This window comes from Tsukamurella ocularis, assembly GCF_024807615.1.
Lineage (GTDB): Bacteria > Actinomycetota > Actinomycetes > Mycobacteriales > Mycobacteriaceae > Tsukamurella > Tsukamurella ocularis.
Genome location: NZ_JANUCJ010000001.1, coordinates 428,342 through 451,151 on the forward strand (window position 1 = coordinate 428,342; position 22,810 = coordinate 451,151).

Annotated in this window: 24 protein-coding genes and 1 riboswitch; of the genes, 10 read left to right on the top strand and 14 right to left on the bottom strand. The window is 68.3% G+C overall.

Annotation, left to right across the window (positions count from 1 at the left end; all coding sequences use genetic code 11):
• Positions 1–2: 2 nt before the first annotated feature.
• From sodC to HNP44_RS02180, 3 genes are all read right to left on the bottom strand, one after another.
• Complete coding sequence (sodC, locus tag HNP44_RS02170) at positions 3–734, bottom strand: superoxide dismutase[Cu-Zn] (protein WP_259141679.1); 732 nt, start codon at positions 732–734, stop codon at positions 3–5.
• A gap of 118 nt (positions 735–852) precedes the next feature.
• Positions 853–1,320, bottom strand: a complete 468-nt coding sequence (locus HNP44_RS02175) for a LytR C-terminal domain-containing protein (protein ID WP_259141678.1) — start codon at positions 1,318–1,320, stop codon at positions 853–855.
• A gap of 19 nt (positions 1,321–1,339) precedes the next feature.
• Positions 1,340–1,666, bottom strand: a complete 327-nt coding sequence (locus HNP44_RS02180; protein WP_259141677.1) for a DUF3263 domain-containing protein — start codon at positions 1,664–1,666, stop codon at positions 1,340–1,342.
• Between the two features lie 173 nt (positions 1,667–1,839).
• On the opposite strand from HNP44_RS02180, the gene HNP44_RS02185 reads away from it, so the two are divergent.
• Both HNP44_RS02185 and HNP44_RS02190 read left to right on the top strand, forming a co-directional pair.
• Positions 1,840–2,430, top strand: a complete 591-nt coding sequence (locus HNP44_RS02185; RefSeq protein WP_259141676.1) for a peptide deformylase — start codon at positions 1,840–1,842, stop codon at positions 2,428–2,430.
• Between the two features lies 1 nt (position 2,431).
• On the top strand, positions 2,432–3,322 hold the full coding sequence (locus tag HNP44_RS02190) for a GNAT family N-acetyltransferase (RefSeq protein ID WP_259141675.1): 891 nt from the start codon (positions 2,432–2,434) through the stop codon (positions 3,320–3,322).
• Between the two features lie 27 nt (positions 3,323–3,349).
• Here HNP44_RS02190 and HNP44_RS02195 read toward each other — a convergent pair whose 3' ends face one another.
• On the bottom strand, positions 3,350–3,691 hold the full coding sequence (locus tag HNP44_RS02195; RefSeq protein ID WP_259141674.1) for a GNAT family N-acetyltransferase: 342 nt from the start codon (positions 3,689–3,691) through the stop codon (positions 3,350–3,352).
• 133 nt (positions 3,692–3,824) lie between these two features.
• On the opposite strand from HNP44_RS02195, the gene HNP44_RS02200 reads away from it, so the two are divergent.
• The 4 genes from HNP44_RS02200 (at position 3,825) to thiD (HNP44_RS02215) (ending at position 8,500) form a co-directional block, all read left to right on the top strand.
• The gene (locus tag HNP44_RS02200) at positions 3,825–4,664 is read left to right on the top strand and encodes an ABC transporter ATP-binding protein (RefSeq protein ID WP_259141673.1); all 840 of its coding nucleotides are present in this window, start codon (positions 3,825–3,827) and stop codon (positions 4,662–4,664) included.
• Positions 4,661–5,788 (top strand): ABC transporter permease, encoded by a 1,128-nt coding sequence (locus HNP44_RS02205; RefSeq protein WP_259141672.1) that lies wholly within the window; start codon positions 4,661–4,663, stop codon positions 5,786–5,788. Before HNP44_RS02200 ends, HNP44_RS02205 begins: the two co-directional genes overlap by 4 nt.
• Positions 5,789–5,819: 31 nt before the next feature.
• A riboswitch (TPP riboswitch) is annotated at positions 5,820–5,932 on the top strand.
• Positions 5,928–7,610, top strand: coding sequence for a phosphomethylpyrimidine synthase ThiC (gene thiC, locus HNP44_RS02210; protein ID WP_259141671.1), 1,683 nt, complete (start codon positions 5,928–5,930; stop codon positions 7,608–7,610). (Overlaps the previous riboswitch by 5 nt.)
• Positions 7,607–8,500: a bifunctional hydroxymethylpyrimidine kinase/phosphomethylpyrimidine kinase gene (thiD, locus tag HNP44_RS02215; protein WP_259141670.1), complete on the top strand. Its 894-nt coding sequence runs from the start codon at positions 7,607–7,609 to the stop codon at positions 8,498–8,500. The genes thiC and thiD (HNP44_RS02215) overlap by 4 nt, the downstream gene beginning before the upstream one ends.
• 65 nt (positions 8,501–8,565) lie before the next feature.
• On the opposite strand, the gene HNP44_RS02220 is transcribed toward thiD (HNP44_RS02215), so the two are convergent.
• Complete coding sequence (locus HNP44_RS02220; RefSeq protein ID WP_259141669.1) at positions 8,566–9,030, bottom strand: HNH endonuclease; 465 nt, start codon at positions 9,028–9,030, stop codon at positions 8,566–8,568.
• A gap of 129 nt (positions 9,031–9,159) precedes the next feature.
• Here HNP44_RS02220 and thiD (HNP44_RS02225) point away from each other — a divergent pair, with 129 nt between their 5' ends.
• Positions 9,160–10,002 carry a bifunctional hydroxymethylpyrimidine kinase/phosphomethylpyrimidine kinase gene (gene thiD / locus HNP44_RS02225; RefSeq protein WP_259141668.1) on the top strand — a complete coding sequence of 281 codons (843 nt, stop codon included), beginning with the start codon at positions 9,160–9,162 and terminating at the stop codon, positions 10,000–10,002.
• Here the strand turns inward: thiD (HNP44_RS02225) and HNP44_RS02230 are convergent.
• The 3 genes from HNP44_RS02230 to HNP44_RS02240 form a co-directional block, all read right to left on the bottom strand.
• Positions 9,968–11,149 (bottom strand): AbrB family transcriptional regulator, encoded by a 1,182-nt coding sequence (locus HNP44_RS02230; protein ID WP_259141667.1) that lies wholly within the window; start codon positions 11,147–11,149, stop codon positions 9,968–9,970. The two genes, thiD (HNP44_RS02225) and HNP44_RS02230, sit on opposite strands and share 35 nt — an antisense overlap.
• Positions 11,150–11,256: 107 nt before the next feature.
• Positions 11,257–12,015, bottom strand: coding sequence for a hypothetical protein (locus HNP44_RS02235; RefSeq protein WP_259141666.1), 759 nt, complete (start codon positions 12,013–12,015; stop codon positions 11,257–11,259).
• Positions 12,012–12,950: an ABC transporter ATP-binding protein gene (locus tag HNP44_RS02240; RefSeq protein WP_259141665.1), complete on the bottom strand. Its 939-nt coding sequence runs from the start codon at positions 12,948–12,950 to the stop codon at positions 12,012–12,014. The genes HNP44_RS02235 and HNP44_RS02240 overlap by 4 nt, the downstream gene beginning before the upstream one ends.
• Before the next feature lie 145 nt (positions 12,951–13,095).
• Between HNP44_RS02240 and HNP44_RS02245 the strand changes: the two genes are divergently transcribed.
• Complete coding sequence (locus HNP44_RS02245; protein ID WP_259141664.1) at positions 13,096–13,941, top strand: LuxR C-terminal-related transcriptional regulator; 846 nt, start codon at positions 13,096–13,098, stop codon at positions 13,939–13,941.
• Positions 13,942–14,094: 153 nt separating this feature from the next.
• On the top strand, positions 14,095–15,444 hold the full coding sequence (locus HNP44_RS02250; protein WP_259141712.1) for an MFS transporter: 1,350 nt from the start codon (positions 14,095–14,097) through the stop codon (positions 15,442–15,444).
• Positions 15,445–15,557: 113 nt separating this feature from the next.
• Here HNP44_RS02250 and HNP44_RS02255 read toward each other — a convergent pair whose 3' ends face one another.
• Both HNP44_RS02255 and HNP44_RS02260 read right to left on the bottom strand, forming a co-directional pair.
• Positions 15,558–16,163, bottom strand: a complete 606-nt coding sequence (locus HNP44_RS02255) for a TetR/AcrR family transcriptional regulator (protein ID WP_259141663.1) — start codon at positions 16,161–16,163, stop codon at positions 15,558–15,560.
• Positions 16,160–16,864 (bottom strand): TetR/AcrR family transcriptional regulator, encoded by a 705-nt coding sequence (locus HNP44_RS02260; RefSeq protein ID WP_259141662.1) that lies wholly within the window; start codon positions 16,862–16,864, stop codon positions 16,160–16,162. Before HNP44_RS02260 ends, HNP44_RS02255 begins: the two co-directional genes overlap by 4 nt.
• A gap of 129 nt (positions 16,865–16,993) precedes the next feature.
• Between HNP44_RS02260 and HNP44_RS02265 the strand changes: the two genes are divergently transcribed.
• The gene (locus HNP44_RS02265; protein WP_259141661.1) at positions 16,994–18,289 is read left to right on the top strand and encodes an ABC1 kinase family protein; all 1,296 of its coding nucleotides are present in this window, start codon (positions 16,994–16,996) and stop codon (positions 18,287–18,289) included.
• A gap of 70 nt (positions 18,290–18,359) precedes the next feature.
• On the opposite strand, the gene HNP44_RS02270 is transcribed toward HNP44_RS02265, so the two are convergent.
• From HNP44_RS02270 to HNP44_RS02285, 4 genes are read right to left on the bottom strand one after another with little or no spacing between them, the layout of a single operon-like run.
• A complete protein-coding gene (locus HNP44_RS02270) occupies positions 18,360–18,713 on the bottom strand; it encodes a hypothetical protein (RefSeq protein ID WP_259141660.1) in 354 nt (117 codons plus the stop codon).
• The gene (locus tag HNP44_RS02275) at positions 18,710–20,323 is read right to left on the bottom strand and encodes a flavin-containing monooxygenase (protein WP_259141659.1); all 1,614 of its coding nucleotides are present in this window, start codon (positions 20,321–20,323) and stop codon (positions 18,710–18,712) included. Before HNP44_RS02275 ends, HNP44_RS02270 begins: the two co-directional genes overlap by 4 nt.
• Positions 20,324–21,190: an SDR family NAD(P)-dependent oxidoreductase gene (locus tag HNP44_RS02280; RefSeq protein WP_259141658.1), complete on the bottom strand. Its 867-nt coding sequence runs from the start codon at positions 21,188–21,190 to the stop codon at positions 20,324–20,326.
• Positions 21,187–22,755: a flavin-containing monooxygenase gene (locus HNP44_RS02285; protein ID WP_259256826.1), complete on the bottom strand. Its 1,569-nt coding sequence runs from the start codon at positions 22,753–22,755 to the stop codon at positions 21,187–21,189. The genes HNP44_RS02280 and HNP44_RS02285 overlap by 4 nt, the downstream gene beginning before the upstream one ends.
• Positions 22,756–22,810 lie beyond the last annotated feature (55 nt).

The window sequence follows — 22,810 nt, forward strand, 5'->3', positions numbered from 1 at the left end:
GACTAACCGACCTTGATCACGCCGCAGGCGATCCGCCCGCCGGCGTCGCCGGTGTTGAGGGTGGTCTCGTCCGGCACGGGCTGGCCCGGGACGATATTGGTGTAGCGCGCCGACGGGATGTTGCCGAAGTTGTCGGGGCCCGCGTGGATCATGAGCGCGTTGCCCTCGGTGTTCTTCTTGATGTCGGCGAGGGTGAAGGCGCCAGTGCTGGTCACGGTCTGGCCGGTGCCGTTGGCGTTGACGTAGACCGAGACGAGGTCACCCGTCATGGGGTGGCCGGAGGCGCCGGGCTTCTGCCAGTGGCCGCCGGCGGAGCCGAAGTTGGTGGCCGAGCCGGGAGCTCCGTTCTTGGCGACCGAGTTCGCCTCGCACTTGCCCACCTCGTGGATGTGCATGCCGTGGAAGCCTGCGGGCAGGCCGGTCACGCGGACGTCGATCACCACGACGCCGTCCTTCTCCGAGAAGGTGGCCTTGCCGGCGCTGCTGCCGTCGGGCTTGACGAGCGATGCCTCGGCGGCGCCGGCCGACGGAGCACTCTCGCCCGGCTTCTCCTCGCCGTGGGAGTTCGGATCCAGGCTGCGGACCGGGCCCTGCGCGGGCACCGTCGCGCCGGTGACGACGGCGGGATTCGTTCCGGGCGTGTCCGAGGGCTTCTCGTTGGTGGTACAGCCGGCCAGGGCGATGGCCACCACCGGAAGGATCGCGATCGGGGCGAGGAACTGACGCTTCGTCATCGATGACTCCTTTTGCGACGGCTACCGGGGCTGGGCCGCCCTGGGGCTGGTGTTGCCCGAAATCATATCGGGGCCGCTCTCGCGGCGAGGGACAGGTCCCCGCTCCGCCCGTCGCAGGCTACTTTTTCACGACGGCGACGGCGAGCACGCCGTCGCACGCCTCGAGCCCGGCGGGGCGCGCGGCGATGGCGGAGCCGGGGAGCGCCGTGGAGACGGTCTTGGCGGCGTCGTCGCCGGCGTCCGCGAAATACACGGTGGTGGCGCGCGGCGCGGCGGGCCGGTTCGGCCACGCCGCGGCGGCCTCGCCCTGCACGGTGAAGCCCGCCTTCGTGAGCTTGTCGCGGGTGTCGGCCACCGGCGCCTTGGCGACGGAGATCAGGCACACCGTCGGCTTGTCGGCGGCCGGCTGCGCTGTCTCGGTCGAGGCGGCCTTGATCTTGGCCTCCTGCGCGTTCAGCGCTGCCTGCGGATCGTCGTTGCGGGTCACGAGCCCGTGGACCCCGACCGCCGCGAGGATGATCGCGGCCGAGATCAGGATCATGATGATGGTCCGGATCGGGACGGCGCGGGTGTTCTGAGTGCTCACGACACCCGACTGTATCGGATCACGTGATCTCGAAGCCGAGCTTGCGGGCGGCGCGGGCCCTCTGCCGACCGGCCCGGACGCGACGGAGGCGCTTGACGAGCATGGGGTCGGCGGCGAGCGCCTCGGGCGTGTCGACCAGGGTGTTGAGCACCTGGTAGTAGCGGGTCGCGGAGAGCCCGAAGAGCTCCTTGATCGCGTCCTCCTTGGCGCCGGCGTACTTCCACCACTGGCGCTCGAAGGCCAGAATGTCGTGCTCGCGCCTGGTCAGGCCGTCCTCGCCGCGCTCGTCGACGGGCTGCGCGTCAGTTCGGACCGTCTTCTGCGCGGCCGCACCGGCGCCCTCCATGCGTTCCCCTCGCATTCGAAATAACACTTCTGTAGTTCGCGTCAATCTAACCACGGCCGGCGGCGGAGGCGCGGGGCTACTGGCGCGTGTCGCGCAGCTCCCGCGCCGCCGGGGTCCGACGACGCCCGGGTGCGCCGGTGCGGCCCGCACCGCCCCCGACTACCGTGTATGCCATGTCCGTTCTCCCCATCGTCATCGTCGGCGACCCCGTGCTGCACTCCCCCACGACGCCCGTCGAGTTGGACGCGGACGGCAAGCCGTCGGCCGAGATCGTGACCCTCCTGGACGACATGTACGAGACCATGGACGTCGCCAACGGCGTGGGCCTCGCCGGCAATCAGGTGGGCCGCGACCTGCGCCTGTTCGTCTACGACTGCCCCGACGAGGAGACCGGCGAGCGCCGGCGCGGCGAGGTCATCAACCCCGTCCTCACCACCTCGGACGTCCCCGAGACCATGCCGGACCCGGACGACGACTGGGAGGGCTGCCTCTCCGTCCCGGGCGAGTCCTTCCCGACGGGCCGCGCCGAGTGGGCCAAGGTCGTCGGCACCGACCGCGCCGGCGAGAAGGTCCAGATCGAGGGCACCGGGTTCTTCGCGCGGATGCTGCAGCACGAGACCGGCCACCTCGACGGCTTCCTCTACACCGACGTTCTGACCGGCCGGTACGCGCGGCAGGCGAAGAAGTTCATCAAGAAGCAGGGCTGGACCGTGCCGGGCCTGACCTGGATGCCGGGCACCGTCGAAGATCCCTTCGGTCACTGACGTGCCCGCGCCCGGCGATCGGGTGGTGGTCCGGCGACTGCTGCCGTCTGGGCAGGCCACGGACGTCATCGGCACCCTGCTGTCCGACGGTGACCCACTCGTCGTCCGCGCCGACCGCGACGGCGCCGAGCACGTGATTCCCCGCACTGGGATCGTCCGATGGAAGACGGTGCCGGAGCGGCCCGTCCGGGCGAGCGAGATCCGGTCGTTGGACCTGGCGCGCGCCCGGTCCTGGTGGTCCGTGGAGCGCGAGTGGATCGACGGCTGGCTGTGCCGCGCCGCAGTGGGCCTGCCGGGGCACCGTGCGAACGCCGCTGCGCCGTTGCATCCGGACGCCTCTCTCGACCGGCTCGGCGGGGTGCGCGCCTGGTACGCCGCCCGCGGGCTGCCGATGCGCCTGACGGTGTCGGACCGCGCGCTGCCGGGTGCGGCCGGCCTCGCGCCCGTCGTGCAGCCGACGGAGGTCCTCACCGCTCCAGCCGTCGCCGACGGCGCCGACCCGGAGATCCGGTTCGCGAGCGCCCCCGACGCCGCCTGGCTCGCCCTCACCGGCACGGCCGAGCCTCTCGTGGCCTCGGTCGACGGGGCGGCGTTCTTCGCGTCGATCGCCGGGCCCGACGGTGTCCCCGTCGCGGCTGGCCGCCTCGCGCTGACCGCAGACGCGGCGGGGACCGTGTGGGGCGGGGTCGGCTCGATGGCCGTCGCGCCCGACCACCGTCGACAGGGCCTCGCGACCCGGCTGCTCGGGGCGGCCCGGGCGCGCGCGGCGGACGAAGGCGCGACGCGCGTCTTCCTCGAGGTCACCCTTGAGAACACCGGCGCGCGGGAGCTGTACCGCCGGGCGGGCTTCACCCACCACCACGGCTACCACTACTGGGCCGAGCAGAGGTGACGGCGCCGGGCGCCCCGTCGCGGGTCCCTAGGTGTGCGCCGCCGAGTCGACGGCGTCCTGGTACTGCGGGAACCGGGTGATGAACGAGCGCACGTAGGTGCACACGGGAATCACGCGCCGGCCACGCGAGCGCAGATCGTCCAGAACCCCCGACACGAGGGCGCGGGCGAAGCCCTGCTTGCCGAACTTCTCCATGACCACCGTGTGCAGCAGGATCACGTCACCGTGATCGGTGACCTCGTAGCCCTCCACCCCGATGAGCTCGTCGCCCGACCAGAGTTCGTACCGGTCACGCACCGGATTGTCGAAGAGACGCAACGACTCCCCCAGTTCCAGCGTGGGCGGGGGAACCTCGACCTTGTCAGCCATGAACACCTCCATGTGATGCGGATCACCCCACCGTACGCCCGAACCCCGACAAGTCGACGTACTCGGGGCCGGTGTTTTCACATCTGTCACATTTCTCGATCGTAAACTTCGAAACGCGGTTACTGTGGTCCGCATGACGCTGGTCGCCCGCGGGCTCACGCGGACCTTCAAACAGCACGTGGCGGTCGCCGACGCGACGCTCACTCTGCCCCCGGGTCGCATCACCGGCCTGGTGGGGCCCAACGGCGCGGGGAAGACGACGCTGCTGCTCATGCTCGCCGGGCTGCTGCGGCCGTCGTCGGGCACCATCGAGCTCGACGGTGCGCCCATCGCCCCCGATGCGCTCCGGCCCCGCGTCGGGTGGATGCCCGACGTCTTCGGCACCTGGGATTCGCTGACCCCCAACGAGATCCTGACCACGTTCGCGAAGCTGTACGGGGTCCCGTCGGGCGAGGCGCGCGCCCGGGCAGCGGACCTGCTGGCGCGGGTCCACCTGAGCGAGTTCGCCGACCGCCCGGCGCAGGTTCTCTCCCGCGGGCAGAAGCAGCGCCTGGGCTTCGCCCGCGCGATGGTGCACCACCCGCCGATCCTGCTGCTCGACGAACCCGCCTCGGGCATGGACCCGCGTTCGCGGTTCGAGCTACGCGACTCGCTGCGCGCCCTCGCCGACAACGGCGTCGCCGTCCTCGTCTCCTCGCACATCCTCTCCGAGCTCGGCGAGATGGTCGACGACGTGGTGATGATGGCGCGCGGTCGCACCGAGGCGCCGCCGGAACCCGCGGTCACCCGCTGGCGGATCCGCCTGCTCGGTGAGCCACCGAGCGGTGGAACGTATCTCACCTTCGATTCCGAGGCCGATGCCGCCGCGCACCTCGCGCAGCGCATCGCCGACGGTGCCCAGGTCGTCGAGTTCGCCCGCGCCACCAACGCCCTCGAGGACTCGTACTTCGCACTGGAGGCTGATCGCACATGAACGGCTTCACGCAGTGGTGGCGTACCGTTGGCGTACTCACGGGTCTGGAACTGCGCCAGCGCACCCGCGCCACCCGCTGGCGCGTGCTGCTCGGCGTGTTCTTCCTCGTCGTCTCCGCCGTGGTCTTCGGCTCGCTGTGGTTCGCACTGGCGATGAGCCCGGAGCGCAAGGACTGGGCGTACGACGGCTGGTCCGAGAACCTCTACTTCATCGTCCTCGGCTTCGTCGGTTTCCTCGGGTTGGTGATCTCGCCGACGATGACGGCGACCTCCATCAACGGCGACCGCAAAGACGCAACCCTTGCCGTCGTCCAGGCCACGCCCGCGAGCGGGTCGCAGATCGCTGCCGGAAAGCTACTCGGCGCGTGGATCGCCTCCTGCGCACTCCTTCTGGTCTCGATGCCCTACATCATCTGGGCGACGGTCGAGGCGCCCTATCCGGTGTGGGCGTCGGTCCTCGGCGTCGTCGTGGTGACGCTGCTGTTCCTCAGCTACTGCGGCATCGGCCTTGGCTTCTCAGCCCTACTGTCGAGGCCGATCGGCTCCGCCGCCGTCACGCAGCTGGCAATGCTGTTCCTGTTGATCGGGCTTCCGCTCATCACCGTGATGCTGGTGCCGACGACCGTCTCCCAGCAGAGCGCGATGCAGACCAGGTTCGAGTACAACGACTCCGACAACAGCGGCAAATGCACCGAGGTGCGCGAGCAGGTCGAGGTCACGCACACCGAACGCATCTGGTGGATCCTGGCACCGAACCCCGCGGTGGTGTTCGCGGACGCCGCTTCGCAGTCCGAGCCGGGCAGGCGGTCGGACGACTTCCCCCGCCGCTACGCCGATTACACCGGCGACGAACCCGACGAGACAGCGCTCGGCGCACTCGCCGACATCGTGTCCGACACTCGTACCGGCCCGAATCCCGACCAGGACCGGACGTGCTCCGAGCAGTACGCGAATCGGTACCCGTCCTCTCGGTACGACGACTGGGACACGACCCAGAACGTGGGCCGCACCTGGTACTGGGGCCTGCTGGCGAACCTGGCGTTGGGCGGAATTGGCCTCGCCTTCGCGGCCCGCCGCCTGCGGGTTCCCGCGGCGAAGCTGCCGCGGGGCGTGCGGATCGCCTGAGACTCCGCCGCAGGTGCGCTACCCTCGGTAACGCACACCACACGGGAGCTCACCGCAGTGAGCTGAGAGGACGTCTATCGCGGGCGTCGACCGTACGAACCTGTCCGGGTAATGCCGGCGTAGGGAAGAGGAGCCCCGCATGTCTGTTTCGTCGTCCACCCCCGTCTCCACCGTCACCGTCGGCCCGATCGAGGGTTCCGAGAAGCGGTACCGCACCGTCCCGGGCGCCGACGGTGACCTGCACGTCCCGTTCCGGCGCATCGACCTCACCAACGGCGATCACCACGACGTCTACGACACCTCCGGTCCGTACACCCAGTACGACGCCGAGGATCAGCTGCACGACCTCGCCGAGGGCCTGCCGAAGACCCGCGACGCCTGGAGCAAGCCCACCCCGGTCGACGGCGCGTCCACCCAGCTCGCTTGGGCCCGCGCGGGAATCATCACCGACGAGATGCGTTTCGTCGCCTCCCGCGAGGGCTTCGACCCGGAGAAGGTGCGCGAGGAGGTCGCCGCCGGCCGCGCGGTCATCCCCGCCAACCGCAAGCACCCCGAACTGGAGCCCGCCATTATCGGCAAGGCCTTCGCGGTGAAGATCAATGCGAACATCGGCAACTCGGCTGTCACCAGCTCGATCGCCGAGGAGGTCGAGAAGATGGTGTGGGCCACCCGCTGGGGCGGCGACACCATCATGGACCTCTCGACCGGCAAGGACATCCACGAGACCCGGGAGTGGATCATGCGCAACGCGCCGGTCCCCGTGGGCACCGTGCCGATCTACCAGGCGCTCGAGAAGGTCAAGGGCGACCCGACCAAGCTCACTTGGGAGATCTTCCGGGACACCGTGATCGAGCAGTGCGAGCAGGGCGTCGACTACATGACCGTGCACGCGGGCGTCCTGCTGCGGTACGTGCCGCTCGCGGCGAACCGGGTCACCGGGATCGTCAGTCGCGGCGGTTCGATCATGGCGGCGTGGTGCCTCGCGCACCACGAGGAGTCGTTCCTGTACACGCACTTCCGCGAGCTGTGCGAGATCCTGCGCGAGTACGACGTGACCTTCTCCCTCGGCGACGGCCTGCGTCCCGGCTCCATCGCGGACGCCAACGACGAGGCGCAGTTCGCCGAGCTCCGCACGTTGGGCGAGCTGACGAAGATCGCGAAGTCCTATGGCGTGCAGGTGATGATCGAGGGCCCCGGCCACGTCCCGATGCACAAGATCGTGGAAAACGTGCGGCTCGAGGAGGAGCTGTGCGAGGAAGCGCCGTTCTACACGCTCGGCCCGCTCGCCACAGACATCGCGCCGGCGTACGACCACATCACCTCGGCGATCGGCGCGGCGATCATCGCGCAGGCCGGCACGGCGATGCTCTGCTACGTCACGCCCAAGGAGCACCTGGGCCTGCCCAACCGCGACGACGTGAAGACCGGCGTCATCACGTACAAGATCGCGGCGCACGCCGCCGACCTGGCCAAGGGCCACCCCGGCGCCCAGTCCCGCGACGACGAGCTCTCCAAGGCGCGCTTCGAGTTCCGTTGGGTGGACCAGTTCAATCTGTCGCTGGACCCGGACACCGCTCGTGAGTTCCATGACGAGACGCTGCCCGCCGAGCCCGCGAAGACGGCGCACTTCTGCTCGATGTGCGGGCCGAAGTTCTGCTCGATGCGGATCAGCGCCGACGTGCGCGCCTACGCGCAGGAGCACAACCTGGTGACACAGGAGGACATCGACGCCAAGCTGGCGGCCGACATGGCGGCGAAGTCGCAGGAGTTCGCCGACGCCGGTGGGCGCGTGTACATCCCGCTGGAGCCCTCCCGGGCATGACGGGGCGCCGTTCCGATCCGACCACGGTGACGGTCGGCGCACCGTCGCGCCTGCCGACCGCGCCCCGCGGCGTCGCGCCGCACCGCGTGCTGACCATCGCCGGCTCGGATTCCGGTGGCGGCGCGGGCATCCAGGCCGATATGCGGACGTTCGCTGTCCTCGGCCTGCACGCGTGCGTGGCGATCACCGCGGTCACGGTGCAGAACAGCGTGGGCGTGCAGGACTTCCGGGGCATCGAGCCGGCGATCGTGGCGGCCCAGATCCGTTCCGTCGCCGGCGACATCGGCGTCGAGGCCGCGAAGACCGGGATGCTGGCGTCCACAGGCATCATCGAGGCGGTCGCCGCCGCGGCCGACGCGGAGGGCATCGGCCACGGCCGCGCGGTGCCGCTCGTCGTTGACCCAGTCGCGGCGTCGATGCACGGCGACCCGCTGCTCGCGACCGAGGCGCTGGACGCGCTGCGGACGGTGCTCATCCCCCGCGCCACCCTGGTCACCCCGAACCTCGACGAGGTCCGGCTGATCACCGGGATCGACGTGGTCGACGCCGCGACGCAGCGCGACGCCGCCGAGTCGCTCCTCGCGCTCGGCACGCAGTGGGCGCTGGTCAAGGGCGGTCACCTACGCGATCACCCCGAGAGCCCGGACCTGCTCACCGACGGCACCGAGTCCATCGCGTTCACGGCGCCGCGGGTCCCGACGATCCACGACCACGGCGCCGGCGACACCCTCGCCGCGGCGACGACGGCGGCCCTCGCACACGGCGCGTCGGTGCCGGCCGCCGTCTCCTTCGGCAAGGCGTGGGTGACCGAGGGCCTGCGCTGGGCCTACCCCCTCGGCGCCGGCCACGGCCCCGTCAACCCCCTCTGGGCCGTCGCCACCCCCGATTGAACGATGTTCTGGAGAGGAAAACCGCAGGTCGGAATCTCCAAAACATCGTTCAATCGGAGTGGGGGCTACACGCCGGCCGGGCGGAAGGGCTCGCGCACGAGGCGCATGCCCGCCTCCGCCGGCGCGCGGTCGGCCTTGCGGTGGTTGCACTCCGCGCAGCACGCGACGAGGTTCGTCCACGTGTTGCCGCCGCCGCGGGAGCGCGGGAAGACGTGGTCGATCGTCGTGGCCCGTGCGGCGCAGCCCGCGTACTGGCAGGCGTGGTCGTCACGGCGCAGGATCTCGGACCGGCTCGCGTGGTCCGCGGTACGGCGGTAGGGCACCGCCGCGTACCGCACGAGCAGCATCGACTTGGGCACCTCGATCACCGTGCTCGGGGAGCGCAGCACCCTGGGCGGGTCGTGCGGCTCCAGGGCGAGGGCGACCTCGCGCAACATCATGCCCACGGCGTCCTGCCAGTGCACCACGTCGAGCGGGCTGTAGTCGGCATTGAAGACCCGCACCGGCGGTGCGGAGGCGAATGTGCTCACACCGCACCTCCTTCCGGTCGTCCGGGCGTGGCGAGCACGTCGACGATAGGAGCGCGCACGTGGGCCCGCAACGCCTTTTCACGCGGATGTACCCGCCGACCTGCCGGTTCCCGGCGGTATCCTCAGTCCATGCAGTTCCTCCCCCTGCCCGCAGACGGCGAGACCCCCGTGCGGGTGATGACGATCGCCGGCTCAGATTCGGGCGGGGCCGCGGGGCTCCAGTCCGATCTGCGGACCTTCGCGCTCGCCGGCGTGCACGGCACGAGCGCGATCACCGCCGTCACGGTGCAGAACAGCCTGGGTGTCACCGGATTCCATCCGATCCCGCCCGAGACTGTCGCGGGCCAGATTCGCGCGGTGGTGGAGGACATCGGGATCGGGGCGGTCAAGACGGGCATGCTCGCTACCGCGGGGATCATCGACGCGATAGCCGACACTGCCGAGGAACTCGGGATCGGCGCGCGCATCCCCTTCCTCGTCGACCCGGTCTGCGCCTCACAGCACGGCGACCCGCTGCTCACGCCGGAGGCACTGGACACCCTGCTGCGCCGTCTGTTCCCGCTCGCGCACCTCGTGACCCCCAACCTCGACGAGGTGCGGCTCATCACGGGCATCGACGTCGTCGACGAGGCCACGCAGCGCGACGCCGCGCGCGCCCTGCACGCACTCGGCCCGCGCTGGGCCCTGGTCAAGGGCGGCCACTTGCGGACCGCATCCACCAGCACGGACGTGCTGTACGACGGTGCCGAGTTCCTCGAGTTCGAGGCGCAACGCCTCAATACCCGGCACGACCACGGCGCGGGCGACACGTTGGGGGCGGCCACCGTCTGCGCGCTGGCGCACGGCTACGACGTCCCGGGCGCCGTGGCCTTTGGCAAGGAGTGGGTCACCCGGTCCCTCGCGGCCGCCTACGCCGTCGGCGCCGGCCACGGGCCGGTCAACGCGTCGTGGCGGCTGCGCGAGCGCCCCTGAGGCCCGACCACCTGTTCATCGCGCCCACCACCAGTGGTAGCGCGAGCACCACGATGATGAGCCGCAGGCTCTGGACGGTCGCGATCAGCGCCATATCGGCCTCTGCGCTGCCGGTCGCGCTGGCGACGACGGCGTTGATCCCGCCAGGGGTGGTGGCCAGATAGGCGTCGGCCAGCGGCACCCCGGTCAGGTACGCCGCCGCGGCGGCGAGGAGCGCGACCACCCCGCAGAGGACGACGATGCCGCCCGCGATCGCGGGCAACAGGTGCGCGAGCCGGCGCAGCAGGCGGCGGTCGAACATCAGCCCCACTTCCAGCCCGACGACGATGAGCAGCAGTTCCTTGAACGCGCCCTGCGGCGCGAAGCCGCGGGTGAGCTCGGCGCCGCCGATCACCGCGGCCAGCAACATCGGCCCGATCAGCCCGCCCCCGGGCAGGCGGAGCCTGCGGCCGAGCCACATGCCCGCCATCGCGAAGACGAACGCCGTGGACAGACCCGCCACCTGGTCTCCACGCCCCACGATCTGCAGGTCGAGCAACCAGGACTGTGAGGGCGCCGCGGCGCCGCCGGCCAAGCCCACCAGGACGAACGGCGCCGTGAGGCTCACCAGGAGCACGCGCGAGTACTGCATCACGCCGACGACGTCCTTGCGCGCTCCGAGTTCGTCGCAGAGGGTGACCACCGCGGACGATCCTCCGGCCATGAGGCCGAGGGTCGCCGTGCGCTGGTCGAGCCCCGAAGCCCAGCGGCTCAGCACCCATGCGGTGACGAGGGAGAGCAGCACGGTCAGCACGGAGATCGCGAGGAATGGCGCGAGCACGGGTCCGACGGCCCGCATCGCCTCCAGATTGAGGTAGCCGCCCAACATGACGCCGATGAACGCCTGCGTCCACCTGCTCACCTCGGCGGGGACGGTGACCTCTCGTCCGATCGCCATGCGCAGCACGGCACCCAGCACGAGCGCCGCCAGCAGCGCGGGCGCGGGAACCCCGAGCAGCCCCATCGCCTCGGCCAGTAGCCAGGCCCCGGCGAGGACCGCGAGGTACCGCACGCCCCGTCGCCCGACGGTGCGCCGCACGAGCCCCGGCGCAGGGTCCCGCACGGGCACGTCCGGGGCGGTCGGCGGGGCGGCGCTCTCGACGGTCACCCTTCCTATGTAGCACTGCGAACGATCGCCGGAAAGGGACGCCGACGAACGTTCACGCGATGCTTACATATCCTCTGTGAGCTGCACCGATGTGGAGATGAAATGAGTCACGCATCACGTCGCGCGGCGAGCGTCGCACCTCCGGCCCACAGCGCGCCGATCACCACGACCAGGTACACGAAGGAGACCGGTGCGCCCCACGGGAAGCTCTCGTCGTAGAGGACGCCCATGAAGTTCTGCAGGTTCGACAGCGGCAGATAGGGCCCCGCCTCCCGAGTCTGCGGGATGGTCGTGATCACGTTGTCGACCACGAACAGATAGCCCAGCAGCAGGGTGATGGCGCCGGCGCCGTTCCGCACCGCGCAGCCGACGGCCACACCCAGGACCGCCGCGAAGGCCGTGCCGATCGGGAAGGCGAGGAATGAGCCCGCGCCCGAGCGGAGCACTTCCGCTGGGGAGCCGTCCACGACCGTGCCGAACAGCAGGACTGCGACGATCATCGCGACGGAGTAGACCACGGCGCACACCACGGCGACCACGAAGGTCTTCGCCAGCAGGGCGATCCACCGGTTCGGGACGGCGAGGAAGGTCGTCCGGAGCGTGTTGTACCGGATCTCGGTGGTCACCGACAGCACGCCGATGACACCAGCGAAGGTGATGGCGATGCCCGGCAGGGCGGCGAAGCCCGACAGGGGTGCAAGAGCGACGACGCCGATGTCGTCGACGGTCTCCCCGATGTTGCGGACCACCAGCGCGACGATCACAGTGATGGCCAGCGCCGCCGCGGACGATCCGATCAGGAGCCACTTGGTGGCGCGGACGGTCGCGAGCTTGATGAACTCAGCCTGTACAGCGCGGACGATCATCCGATGCCTCCCGTTCCGCGGTACTCCACAGCTCCGCCCGTGAGGCGCATGAAGACCTGTTCCAGCGAACCGCTCTGTGGGGCCAGCTCGGCCAGCGGCAGCCCCTCCGCCGCGGCGATCTCACCGACGGCGTCGCTCGTCGTGCCGCGGACAGTGAGGACGGTCCGCCCGCCGCCGCCGGGCGCGGCCTCGGCCGTCGCATCGACCGCGAGGCCCCGCGAGGTGAGCGCCTGCGCCAACTCTCGGTCACGCGGGCTGCGCACGCGCACGGTGTGCTCCGAGTTCTGCGCGATGAAGTCGGCCATGGTGCCGTTCCACACGAGGTGCCCCCGGCCGACGATCACCACGTCGTCCGCGGTGAGCGCCATCTCCGCAAGAAGGTGACTGGAGACGAAGACGGTACGCCCCTGTGCCGCGAGGGATTTCATGAAGGTACGTACCCAGACGATGCCCTCGGGGTCGAGGCCGTTCACGGGCTCGTCGAAAAGCAGCACGCCCGGGTCGCCCAGCAGCGCACCGGCGATGCCGAGGCGCTGCGCCATGCCGAGCGAGAAGCCCCCGGCCTTCTTCCGCGCCGCGTCCGTGAGGCCGACGGCGGCGAGGCACTCGTCAGCGCGCCCGACGGGGATGCCGCTCGCCACCGCGAGCCAGCGCAGGTGGTCGCGCGCGGTCCGGTTGGGGTGCACCCATTTCGCATCGAGCAGTGCGCCCACCTTCGTCAGCGGCCGGTCGATGGCGCCGTACTCGCTGCCGCCGATCGTCGCGCGGCCGGAGGTGGGGCGGTCGAGCCCGAGGATGCAGCGCATCGTCGTCGACTTGCCCGCACCGTTCGGCCCCAGGAACCCGGTGACGCGACCGGGCCGCACCGCGAAGGACAGGTCGTTCACCGCCCGCACGGCCCCGTAGGTCTTGGTCAACCCCGCGACTTCGATCATGGATTCACGCTAACAATTCTTCGGCCGCGCCGCCGTGACGCGCGGAAGCACCCTCGCCACCGGGAACCACCCAGCTGTGGTTCCCGTCACACGGACGAACCGGTCATGCGATGATGAATCACCCGCTGTGACCCCGGAGAGACCGATGACCGCCAGCACGATCGACGCCGATGTCACCCGGTCCACCCTGCGAACCATTCGTACGCGCACAGAACTTCCCGTCGCCTTCGTCGGCCTGGTCGATGAGGACCACGTCATCCTCGGCGGCGGCGTCGGCCTGCGCACCCCGGCACTCAACGGCCTCCCGGTCGCGCGCGGCGCGGGCCTCGGCGGGCACGTCCTGCGCACGGGCCGCCCCACCGCCGTCGCCGACTACGGCACCGCGGGGATCACTCAGCACTACCACGCGCACGTCCAGGCGGAGGGCCTGCGCTCGATGGTCGCGGTCCCGCTCGTGGTCAACGGAGTGGTGCGCGCCGTCTTCTACGCCGCGGATCACCGGCAGTCCACCTTCGGCGACGCCGTTCTGAGCGCGGTCGCGCACACCGTCCGCGACCTCGCCTACGAGCTCCGCGTGCGCGACGAGGTGGCGCGGCGGATGCAGTTCGCCGAGGCCGCCGCGGCGGAGCGCTCCGCCCTCGGCGGCGTCGACCGGGAGCTCCTGCGCGAGGTCTTCTCCGAGCTCCGCGCGCTCGCCGCGGAGATCACCGACGGTGCCGTGCGATCCCGCCTCGAATCGGCGTGCGGCCGGATCACCGATCACGGCCGCCCGTCCGACGGTTCCACCCGGCCCGAGCGCCCGCTCACCGCCCGCGAGCTGGACGCCCTCGCCCATGTGGCCCTGGGCTGCACGAACGCCGAGGTCGCACGGCGCCTGTCGATCAGCGCGGAGACCGTCAAGGCGTACCTGCGCAGCGCCGGCCAGAAGCTGGGCACGAACACCCGGTTCGAGGCGGTCACCCGCGCCCGCAGCCTCGGCCTCCTGCCGTAGGGGCCGGGCGCCGTCCCACCGCCTACCCCCTTTCGGGGGTATCAGGGGTGTGACTGCGGTCACTACCGTTCGTGGGGTTCACCGACCCGAGGAGCGCACGTGACTGCACCCGAACTCCCCGCCGTCCCGAAAGCCCGGCTCCGCCGGGTGGCGATGGCCAGCTCGATCGGAACCACGATCGAGTTCTACGACTTCTTCATCTACGGCACCGCCGCCGCCCTGGTGTTCCCCACCATCTTCTTCTCGAACATGAGCCCCGGCGTCGCGACGCTGGCTTCGTTCGCCACCTTCGCGGTCGCCTTCTTCGCCCGGCCCGTCGGCGCGATCCTGTTCGGGCACTTCGGCGACCGGATCGGTCGCAAGCGCACCCTGGTGTGGACGCTGCTCATCATGGGCGCCGCAACGGTGATGATCGGCCTGCTGCCCGGCAGCGAGACCGGCGTCCTCGGGCTGTTCCCGAACGGCATCGGCACGCTCGCGCCGGTACTGCTCGTGGTGATGCGGTTCTTCCAGGGCTTCGCCGTGGGCGGCGAGTGGGCCGGCGCCACGCTGCTCACCGCCGAGTACGCACCCAAGGGCAAGCGCGGCCTGTATGCGATGTTCCCGCAACTGGGCCCGTCGTTCGCGTTCTTCCTCTCCAGCGGCACGTTCCTGCTGTTCACGCTCACCGCCGGCGACACCAAGAACGCCGAGAGCGCCTTCATGACCATCGGCTGGCGCGTTCCGTTCCTGCTGTCCACGCTCCTCGTCCTGGTGGGACTGTGGGTGCGCCTGACCGTGGAGGAGACACCCGTCTTCACCGAGGTCCGCAAGCGCGCGATGAGCGAGATCAACCGCACGAGGCTGCCCTTCCTGGACGCGATCCGCTTCCAGTGGAAGGAGATTCTCATCGCCGCCGGTGCGCTGGCATCGCTCTTCTCGCTGTTCTACATGGGCACCGCGTTCCTCACGAACTACGCCACCAAGAACCTGGGCTTCCCGCGTACCACGGTGCTGGCGATGGGTATGGCCGGCGCGGTCTTCTTCGGGCTCGCCATCGCGGCGTCTGCGATCTACTCAGACAAGATCGGGCGCCGGAAGGTCATCATGACCTCCTGCGGACTGGCCGTGGCCTGGTCGCTGGTGCTCTTCCCGATCCTGGACACCAAAAGCCTCCCGATGTACGCCGTCGGGCTGATCGGCACGCTGATCATCTTCGGCATCGCCTACGGTCCCGCCGGTGCCGCGCTGCCCGAGATGTTCCACGAGCGCTACCGCTACACGGGCGCGGGCTTGGGCTACAACCTCGCGGGCATCGTCGGCGGCGCCATCCCGCCGCTGATCGCCGCGAAGTGGGTGGCGGACGGCAACCAGCTATGGGTCGGCTTCATGCTGGCCTGCCTCTCCGCGGTGAGCGTGCTCTGCTGCTGTTTGATGGCGGAGACCAAGGACCACGACATCGTCGAGTCCGCGCCGGCCGACCAGGACGACGCGCGCCCCGGCGAGGACCTCGCCAGCGTCTAGTCGACCACGCCGTCCGGGCCCCGCCGACGAGCGCTTCGCGACCATGCGAGCGCCCACGGCGGGGCCTGCTCTGCTCGCATCATCGTCGCGCGTGAGCCGCGTGCTGTGGACCGTCAGCCGATAGCCCCATACAGCAACAGATCTGTGATCACTCGGGCGGACGCCTCGGGTGTCGACACATCCACGTCGTTGATCGTTCCCGCCACGATGCCCGCCACGTACGACAGCCATGCTTCGCTGACGAAGACAGGATCCAACCGCTCGTTGATCAGACCGACGTCCCGCGCCTTGTCGAGGGCTGCCCGGATGTCGGCTGCCGCTGAACGGAACAGCGTGACGTACTGCGCGAACGACTCCGCATCGACACCCGGCACCTCGAGCAACAGGAACCGGTAGGTCTCGCGGTTCTCAGCGACTTCGGTAAGCACCGCGAGCGAGCCCTCATGGACCACTGATTCGAGCAGGTCGACGGTCACGGGCGGTTCGAGCCGGTTCAGCGCGGCACGCATCTGCGCCACCAGAGCGGACGTGTGGCGTTCGACCAGGACCGACAGCATCTGGCGCTTGCTGTCGAAATAGTTGTAGAAGGTGCCGTGGCTGACCCCGGCGCGCTCCGTGATCTCGCGAACACCGATGGTCGCGTAACCATCCTCGAGAAAAGCGGCGAGAGCAGCGTCGAGCAGTTCGGCTGCGCGGCCGGATCCCACTGGCTCCGTCACCTATTCGCCCCCTCGCGGGCGGAGTCGGATAAGATCCCGCGCCGAACCATCGTTGCGGCCGAAGCCACGAAGGCCTCGCGCTGGTCGTCCTCGCCGGTGAGTGCGAGGATGAAGCCGGGAAGAGCGAGGGTGGGCAGCAGTCGGCCCAAGACGCGACTTTCCGCTACCGGATCCGCCGTTCGGGTTCGCACCCAGTCACGCTCCCGAGCATGTTCGAGTGCGCGCCCCGCCATTCCGTCGAAGGTCTGATAGAGCCCTTGGATCCGGTAACGGAGTTCCTCGTCGACAGTGCCCGCTTGCACCAACAGCACTTTGAGGAGCTCCGGTCTGCCGTCGACCAACGCGTACAGGCGATCACCCAGCTCGGAGACGATCTTGCCGGCCTCGGTGAACTCGCCGGTCGTGGTGACGTCGAACATGTCATCCGGCGAGATGGCGGTCATGAGCTCATCGACGCACATGTCGAAAACCAGATCGAGCAACTCTCGCTTGCCGTCGACGTACCGGTACAGAGTCCCCTGACCCATCCCTGCACGCTTGGCGATGTCCCCGACCGACGCTTTCTCGTACCCCTGCTCGGCGAAGACCGAGAATGCGGCCTCGGTCAGCTCGGCGCGGCGTCGTTCGGCCAACCCGACGGAGCGCGGGCGCCCGCGGCGTGGCGCGGCGCCGGCATTCGCTTCGGACGTCAACTCGGACATAGGAGATCATCTTATCCGCAGTTGGCGCAACATCGAAAACGAAACGGTGGTACTGCAGAGAGCGTCTTGCAATTAATCGACTGACGTATCACTATCATACGAGTCGTGTCGAATGCGTGAGGAGCGAACATGCCGGATATCACCCGGGGAAGTACCCGCCGAACGGCGAAACTGATCAGTCTGCCGCTCGGTGCCGCGGGCCGTAACGCTGTCGGCTGGGGCAAGAAGCTCGCCGGCGCCGACAAGGCGGAGGTCAACGCCCAGCTCCAAGCACGCGCGGCCGAGCAACTGTTCGAAGTCCTGGGCGAACTCAAGGGCGGCGCGATGAAGGTCGGCCAGGCCCTCAGCGTGATGGAGGCAGCGGTTCCGGAGGAGCTGTCCGAGCCCTATCGCGAAGCTCTCGCGAAGTTGCAGAACGAGGCACCGCCAATGGCGCCGGAGGCTGTGCACAAGATGCTGACCCAGCAGCTCGGATCCGGTTGGTCCACGCGCATCGCCGAATTCGACGACACAGCGGCTGCGTCCGCGAGCATCGGCCAGGTGCATCGCGCGATCTGGCACGACGGACGTGCCGTCGCGGTCAAGGTGCAGTACCCCGGCGCCGACGAAGCCCTGCGCGCGGACCTCAAAGCGCTGAGAACGCTCAGCCACATCATGAAGCCGCTGACCCCCGGGGCCGACATAGCGTCACTCGTCGACGAGTTGACCGAACGAACCGAAGCCGAACTCGACTACCGCTACGAAGCGACCAATCAACGGATCTTCGCCAAGGCCTTTCACGAGGATCCCGACGTGCTCATCCCGAAAGTGATCGCGAGCGCACCGAAGGTACTGGTGTCCGACTGGGTCACGGGCACCCCGCTGAGGGATGTCATCACCAGTGGTCAGCAGCGTCATCGCGACGACGCCGCGCGCAAACTGACCCAGTTCGAGCTCAGTTCCCCCAGCAGGACCGGTCTCCTGCACGGGGATCCGCACCCGGGCAACTTCATGATCGCCGACGATGGCCGACTCATCGCCCTGGACTTCGGGGCGGTCGCTGAGTTCCCCGACGGCATCCCACCCGCCGTCGGAGCGATCCTCCGTCTGGCGCGCGACGAGCGATTCGACGAACTCACCGGCCTCCTGCGGGACGAGGGTTTCATTCCCCGGGACTATCAGATCTCGCCGGACGAGATCGAGCAGTATCTCGCGCCGTACGTAGATCCGCTGCGCAGCGAGTCCTTCCACTTCACGCGCAAGTGGCTCGCGCGCGCATCGAGTAGTGCACTCGACCCTCGAGGGGAACAATTCCGCACCGGTCGCATGCTCTCGTTGCCGCCGCAGTACCTCATGATATTTCGTGTGCTCCTCGGCGTCGTCGGCATCTGCTCGCAGATGGAGGCTGAGGCGCCGTACCGCGCGCTCATGGAGCAGTGGACCTGAGATCCCCGCGGCAGACGAGAACGCCCCAGCCCTCGTGGGGCCGGGGCGCGCCCGGTACGTTCCGCCTCGATCACCTCGTCATACGGTCGACCGCGAAGCGGACGATCCGTTCCGCGAGGTACACACCGTAGGCGAGCAGAGCAACGACGCCCACGGATCGGGATCTGCGCTCGATCAGTGCGAGACCGATCGCTGCCTCGGAGAGTCCGTTGACGACCACCCACTTCTCCGTCTCGTCCGGGAAGAAGGGCTTCGAGATCAATACGAAGGGCTTGGGAGCGACGAGGTGCGCCAAGCCAGACGCCGCGAGCGCGATACCGGAGACGCGCGCCAGGACGTCGAACACCGTTCCCGCCGACGACGCCGCCCACTTCACGGTGCTCACCGCGCCCGAGACTGTGTTACGCGCCCATACGAGTGTCATGATCGAGCCTCCTGATTGAGATCAGCGGATAGGACGCCGGCGGGCACCGGCAGTGGCGCGCCAGGGTTTCCCGGGGCTGCTGCGAACTCGAAATCGGACAGCGGGAAGTTCTTGCTGGCCCGTGTCGATTGGTAGGCCGTGGTGGGTCGGAGGAATCCGAAGTCGCCGTGCTTGTCGATGTAGTACGAGTTGGCATCGACGCAGGACTTCCCGTGCATCAGAGTGGCTTTGCCTCGTTCCGAGATGAAGTCGAAGAACCTATCGGTCGCTTCCGTGCTGACGGCGACCGAGGTCGCACCGCGTCGCTCCGCCTCCCCGATGACTCGGGTGATGATGCGAATAGCGTTCTCCACCATGACGTGCCAACTGCTCCCACTCCACGCGAACGGGCCGAACACCATGAAGTGATTGGGGAGCTGCGGCATGCAGACGCCCTCGTATGCGCGGGCGCGGTTGTGCTCGTAGAAGTCAGCGAGGTCGAAGCCGTCCCTGCCGCGCACGGGACGTCGACGGTACGGGTCAGGAGACTGAGACATCTCGAACCCGGTCGCCAGCACGAGGACATCGATGTCCCGGTGAACGCCGTCTCGAGTCTCGATACCGGTCTCGGTGACGCGGGCGATCGGATCGGTGACCAGATCCACGTCCGGTCTCGTGTACGTCTTGTAATAGAGGTTCGACACACTGGGCCGCTTACACCCGAACCCGTAGCCGGGCGTCAACTTCTTTCGTAGCTCACCATCGCGCACTTGGGTGAAGAGGAAGGCTCGGCACGCCCACGCCGGAATCAGCGTCAACGGAGCGATCTGCTTGCCGTACACCGTGACACCGACGAGCCCCACCTCCACCGCACCGGCTACCAGTCCACGGACGACGGACTGAAGGACCGGCAGGACCCGGAAGGCGGTGCGTACCATCCGCGGAATCGCGAAGTCGGGTTTGGCGAACACCCAGATGGCGCGGCGTTGGTACACATCCAGATGAGCAGCCATCCTGGCCAGCTGCGGAACGAGCTGGACCGAGGTGGCTCCCGTGCCGATCACGGCTGCCCGTTTGCCCGCGAAGTCGTAGTCGTGATCCCAGACCTGAGTCTGAATCACTTTGCCCTGGAACTTGTCGAGGCCTTCAATGTCTGGCAGTCGCGGTTCGACGAAGGCACCGAGCGCAGTCACCACGTATTTCGCCGTGACCTCATCGCCCGTTGCCAGTCGAAGCCGCCACCATTGCTTCTCCTCGTCCCACTCCCTACTGGTCACGTCGGAGTCGAACCGCAGATGCGCTTCGAGCCCGTACTTGCCCACGAGCCGCTCGATGTACTGCCGGACTTCCGCACCCTTGGGAAAGGTTCGGGACCAATCGGGATTCTTCTCGAAAGAGAACTGGTACACGATTCCCGGAACATCCACTGCAACATCCGGATAGGAGTTCGCGAGCCAGGTGCCGCCGACTCCCGGCGCCCGCTCGAGAATGACGAAGTCGCCTATCCCGGCACGCTTGAGGCCGATACCGACTCCGAGGCCCCCGAATCCCGCTCCGATGATCGCCACCAGATGGTCGGGCTGAGTCTTCGCGCCCGATGCCTCCCGGACCACTTTCGCCTTCCTGGCCATCTAGTTCTCCCCTCCCACGATCTCCGCCTGTCTGCTGATCCGGGAGTCGTACTCGTGCCGCGCGGGTTTGTCGTACGGCGCCAGTGTGCGATCTGCGCCGAACAGACTGCGGCCGAACAACCACAGACCCTCCGGCACTACGTGATAGATCCGCAGGAGCGGCACGGTTCCGGCCGGCGCACCGACGACGGCGGGCCGTCGCGCGAGGGTGCCGACGGCACGCCGAGCCACCACGTTCGGCGTCACGATTCCCAACCTCTCCCACCACTTGAACGGAATCCCGTCGACCAATTGCGTGCGCACGGCTGACGGCATGACCGTCGAGAGTGTGACGCCCGTGCCCACCAGTTCCTCACGAGCACTGCGAGCGAACCCAGTCGCCGCGTGTTTGGACGCGACGTAGGATGCCAGTCCAGGCGAGTGAATCGCCCCAGCGGCGGACGTGATGTTGATGATGTGACCACGTCCGCGAGCGATCATCCTGGGTGCGATCAAGCGGTACGAGTAGTAGTGCGCCCAGAAATTGACGCGCATCGTCGCCTGCGCGACGGCCAGCGGCTCCTCCAGGAGAGGCCCCACCGGCATGATTCCCGCGTTGTTGACCACGATATCGAGCGGCCCAAGGAGAGCCTCGACCTCATCAACGAGGACTTCCAGCGCCTCGGGGTCGCCCGCGTCGAGCTCTCGCCCCACGGCACCGCGGCCGAGTCGCTCCGCCGCGCTCCGCGCCACTTCGCCGTCCAGATCGGCGATCACGACGACCGCACCCTTCTTGGCGAGCCGTTCAGCGATCGACAGACCGATACCACGGGCGCCTCCGGTGACCAGCGCTACTGCGCCGCGCGTGTCGAAGGTCTCGAACTTCATGCGATCGTCCTGTCTGCGAGGTCCTGTTCCACATCGGTGGAAGTGATATCGATGCCTCGGAACTCGTACGCCGACAGATCCACGTTGCGACTCTGCTCCTTCGCCTCGAAAAGGCTCGTCGGCCTGATGTACGGCATGTCGCCGGCGGAGTTGACGTAGTAGGTTCGCAACCCGGCATTGACCGAATTGAAGTAGTAGTCGATGTTCTCGTCGTTCCGTCGGATCTTCGCGTGATAGGCGTTGTGCGCGCCCCATTGGACCTCGGCGGACTGTGCACCTCGTGCCATCGTCGCCTCGATCACGTTGATAGCGTGGCCGGACGAGATCTCCACGAGCTCATGCCATCCGGTACCGATCCACGAGTACGGACCAACCAGGATCCACCGGTTCGGAAGCTGCGGCCCAGCGACCGACTGGTAGGCCTGCAACCGCTCGGAGTTGTAGAAGACTCCGAGATCGAATCCGTCTCGACCCACCACGGCCCCCTCGACGTAGCTCTCGGGATCGGAGAACAAGTGGTATCCGGTGGCGAGGACGATCGCGTCGAGTTCGAAGACACGCCCATCTCGAGTGACGATTCCCTCGGGCACGATCCGTTCGATCGGATCCGTGACCAGCTCTACGTTGTCCCGGTTGAACGCCTGGAGGAAGGAGTTCGACAGCGTCGGACGTTTGCCCAGGAGTCCGTAGTGCGGCATCAAGCCTTGTCGTGTTCCCGGATCCCGTACCACCGCACGCAGATAGCCGCGATAGACCGTTCGGGCGACGCGGTCGAATACCGGTGCCCCTAGCCGGAACAATCTTCTCGGTGTCTGGTACACGATCCGCAGCCCTACCTCCACCACGAGATTCGCGATCAAGGACAACAGATGCCCGGGCCCCGGCGCCGCGATGAGATTACGAATCGGTGCAGGAGTGGCGAAGTCGGGCTTGGGCAGGGCCCACACAGGCGTCCTCTGAAATACAGAGAGGGTTGCGACGGCAGGTGCGATCGAGGGCGTGATCTGCACGGAGCTAGCACCCGTGCCGATCACCGCGACACGCTTTCCGACGAGGTCATAGGTGTGATCCCACTCGTTCGGACGAAGAACGGTGCCCGCGAACTCCTGATATCCCGGAATACCCGGATCGTCCTTCGCGGTGATGTACGCGCCGACCGCCGAAATGACGAACTGCGCGGTGATCTCCTCACCTCCGGAGGTGGAAAGCCGCCACAGGCCGGCGGAATCGTCCCAGTTCTCTCGCTCGATCGACGTATTCCATCTCGCGTGCTGGTACAGGCCGAAACGGCTCGCCACCTCCCGGTGGTACTCGAAGACCTCGCGCCCCTTGGGGAACATGCGGGACCACTTGGGATTGCGGGCGAATGAGTACTGGTAAGTGAACCCCGGTACGTCCACCCCGAGCCCGGGATAGTGGTTATCCCGCCAGCTCCCTCCGAAATCCGAGCCGCGCTCGACGATGAGGAAGTCCGAGATACCACGACGCACGAGCTGCGCGGCGGCACAGATTCCTCCAGGACCGGCACCGATGATCACGATGCGATGTTGAGGCTGTTCAGCCATCACTACCTCCTTGGACTTAGAGATACTGACATATCATTCACCTAATTGTCAATGA

Bases quoted from the DNA above. Each gene is read 5' to 3' on its own strand.
- sodC (WP_259141679.1), bottom strand. From the start codon at position 734: ATGACGAAGCGTCAGTTCCTCGCCCCGATCGCGATCCTTCCGGTGGTG.
- HNP44_RS02180 (WP_259141677.1), bottom strand. From the start codon at position 1,666: ATGGAGGGCGCCGGTGCGGCCGCGCAGAAGACGGTCCGAACTGACGCG.
- HNP44_RS02185 (WP_259141676.1), top strand. From the start codon at position 1,840: ATGTCCGTTCTCCCCATCGTCATCGTCGGCGACCCCGTGCTGCACTCC.
- HNP44_RS02195 (WP_259141674.1), bottom strand. From the start codon at position 3,691: ATGGCTGACAAGGTCGAGGTTCCCCCGCCCACGCTGGAACTGGGGGAG.
- HNP44_RS02200 (WP_259141673.1), top strand. From the start codon at position 3,825: ATGACGCTGGTCGCCCGCGGGCTCACGCGGACCTTCAAACAGCACGTG.
- HNP44_RS02205 (WP_259141672.1), top strand. From the start codon at position 4,661: ATGAACGGCTTCACGCAGTGGTGGCGTACCGTTGGCGTACTCACGGGT.
- thiC (WP_259141671.1), top strand. From the start codon at position 5,928: ATGTCTGTTTCGTCGTCCACCCCCGTCTCCACCGTCACCGTCGGCCCG.
- thiD (WP_259141670.1), top strand. From the start codon at position 7,607: ATGACGGGGCGCCGTTCCGATCCGACCACGGTGACGGTCGGCGCACCG.
- thiD (WP_259141668.1), top strand. From the start codon at position 9,160: ATGCAGTTCCTCCCCCTGCCCGCAGACGGCGAGACCCCCGTGCGGGTG.
- HNP44_RS02235 (WP_259141666.1), bottom strand. From the start codon at position 12,015: ATGATCGTCCGCGCTGTACAGGCTGAGTTCATCAAGCTCGCGACCGTC.
- HNP44_RS02240 (WP_259141665.1), bottom strand. From the start codon at position 12,950: ATGATCGAAGTCGCGGGGTTGACCAAGACCTACGGGGCCGTGCGGGCG.
- HNP44_RS02245 (WP_259141664.1), top strand. From the start codon at position 13,096: ATGACCGCCAGCACGATCGACGCCGATGTCACCCGGTCCACCCTGCGA.
- HNP44_RS02250 (WP_259141712.1), top strand. From the start codon at position 14,095: ATGGCCAGCTCGATCGGAACCACGATCGAGTTCTACGACTTCTTCATC.
- HNP44_RS02260 (WP_259141662.1), bottom strand. From the start codon at position 16,864: ATGTCCGAGTTGACGTCCGAAGCGAATGCCGGCGCCGCGCCACGCCGC.
- HNP44_RS02265 (WP_259141661.1), top strand. From the start codon at position 16,994: ATGCCGGATATCACCCGGGGAAGTACCCGCCGAACGGCGAAACTGATC.
- HNP44_RS02270 (WP_259141660.1), bottom strand. From the start codon at position 18,713: ATGACACTCGTATGGGCGCGTAACACAGTCTCGGGCGCGGTGAGCACC.
- HNP44_RS02275 (WP_259141659.1), bottom strand. From the start codon at position 20,323: ATGGCCAGGAAGGCGAAAGTGGTCCGGGAGGCATCGGGCGCGAAGACT.
- HNP44_RS02280 (WP_259141658.1), bottom strand. From the start codon at position 21,190: ATGAAGTTCGAGACCTTCGACACGCGCGGCGCAGTAGCGCTGGTCACC.
- HNP44_RS02285 (WP_259256826.1), bottom strand. From the start codon at position 22,755: ATGGCTGAACAGCCTCAACATCGCATCGTGATCATCGGTGCCGGTCCT.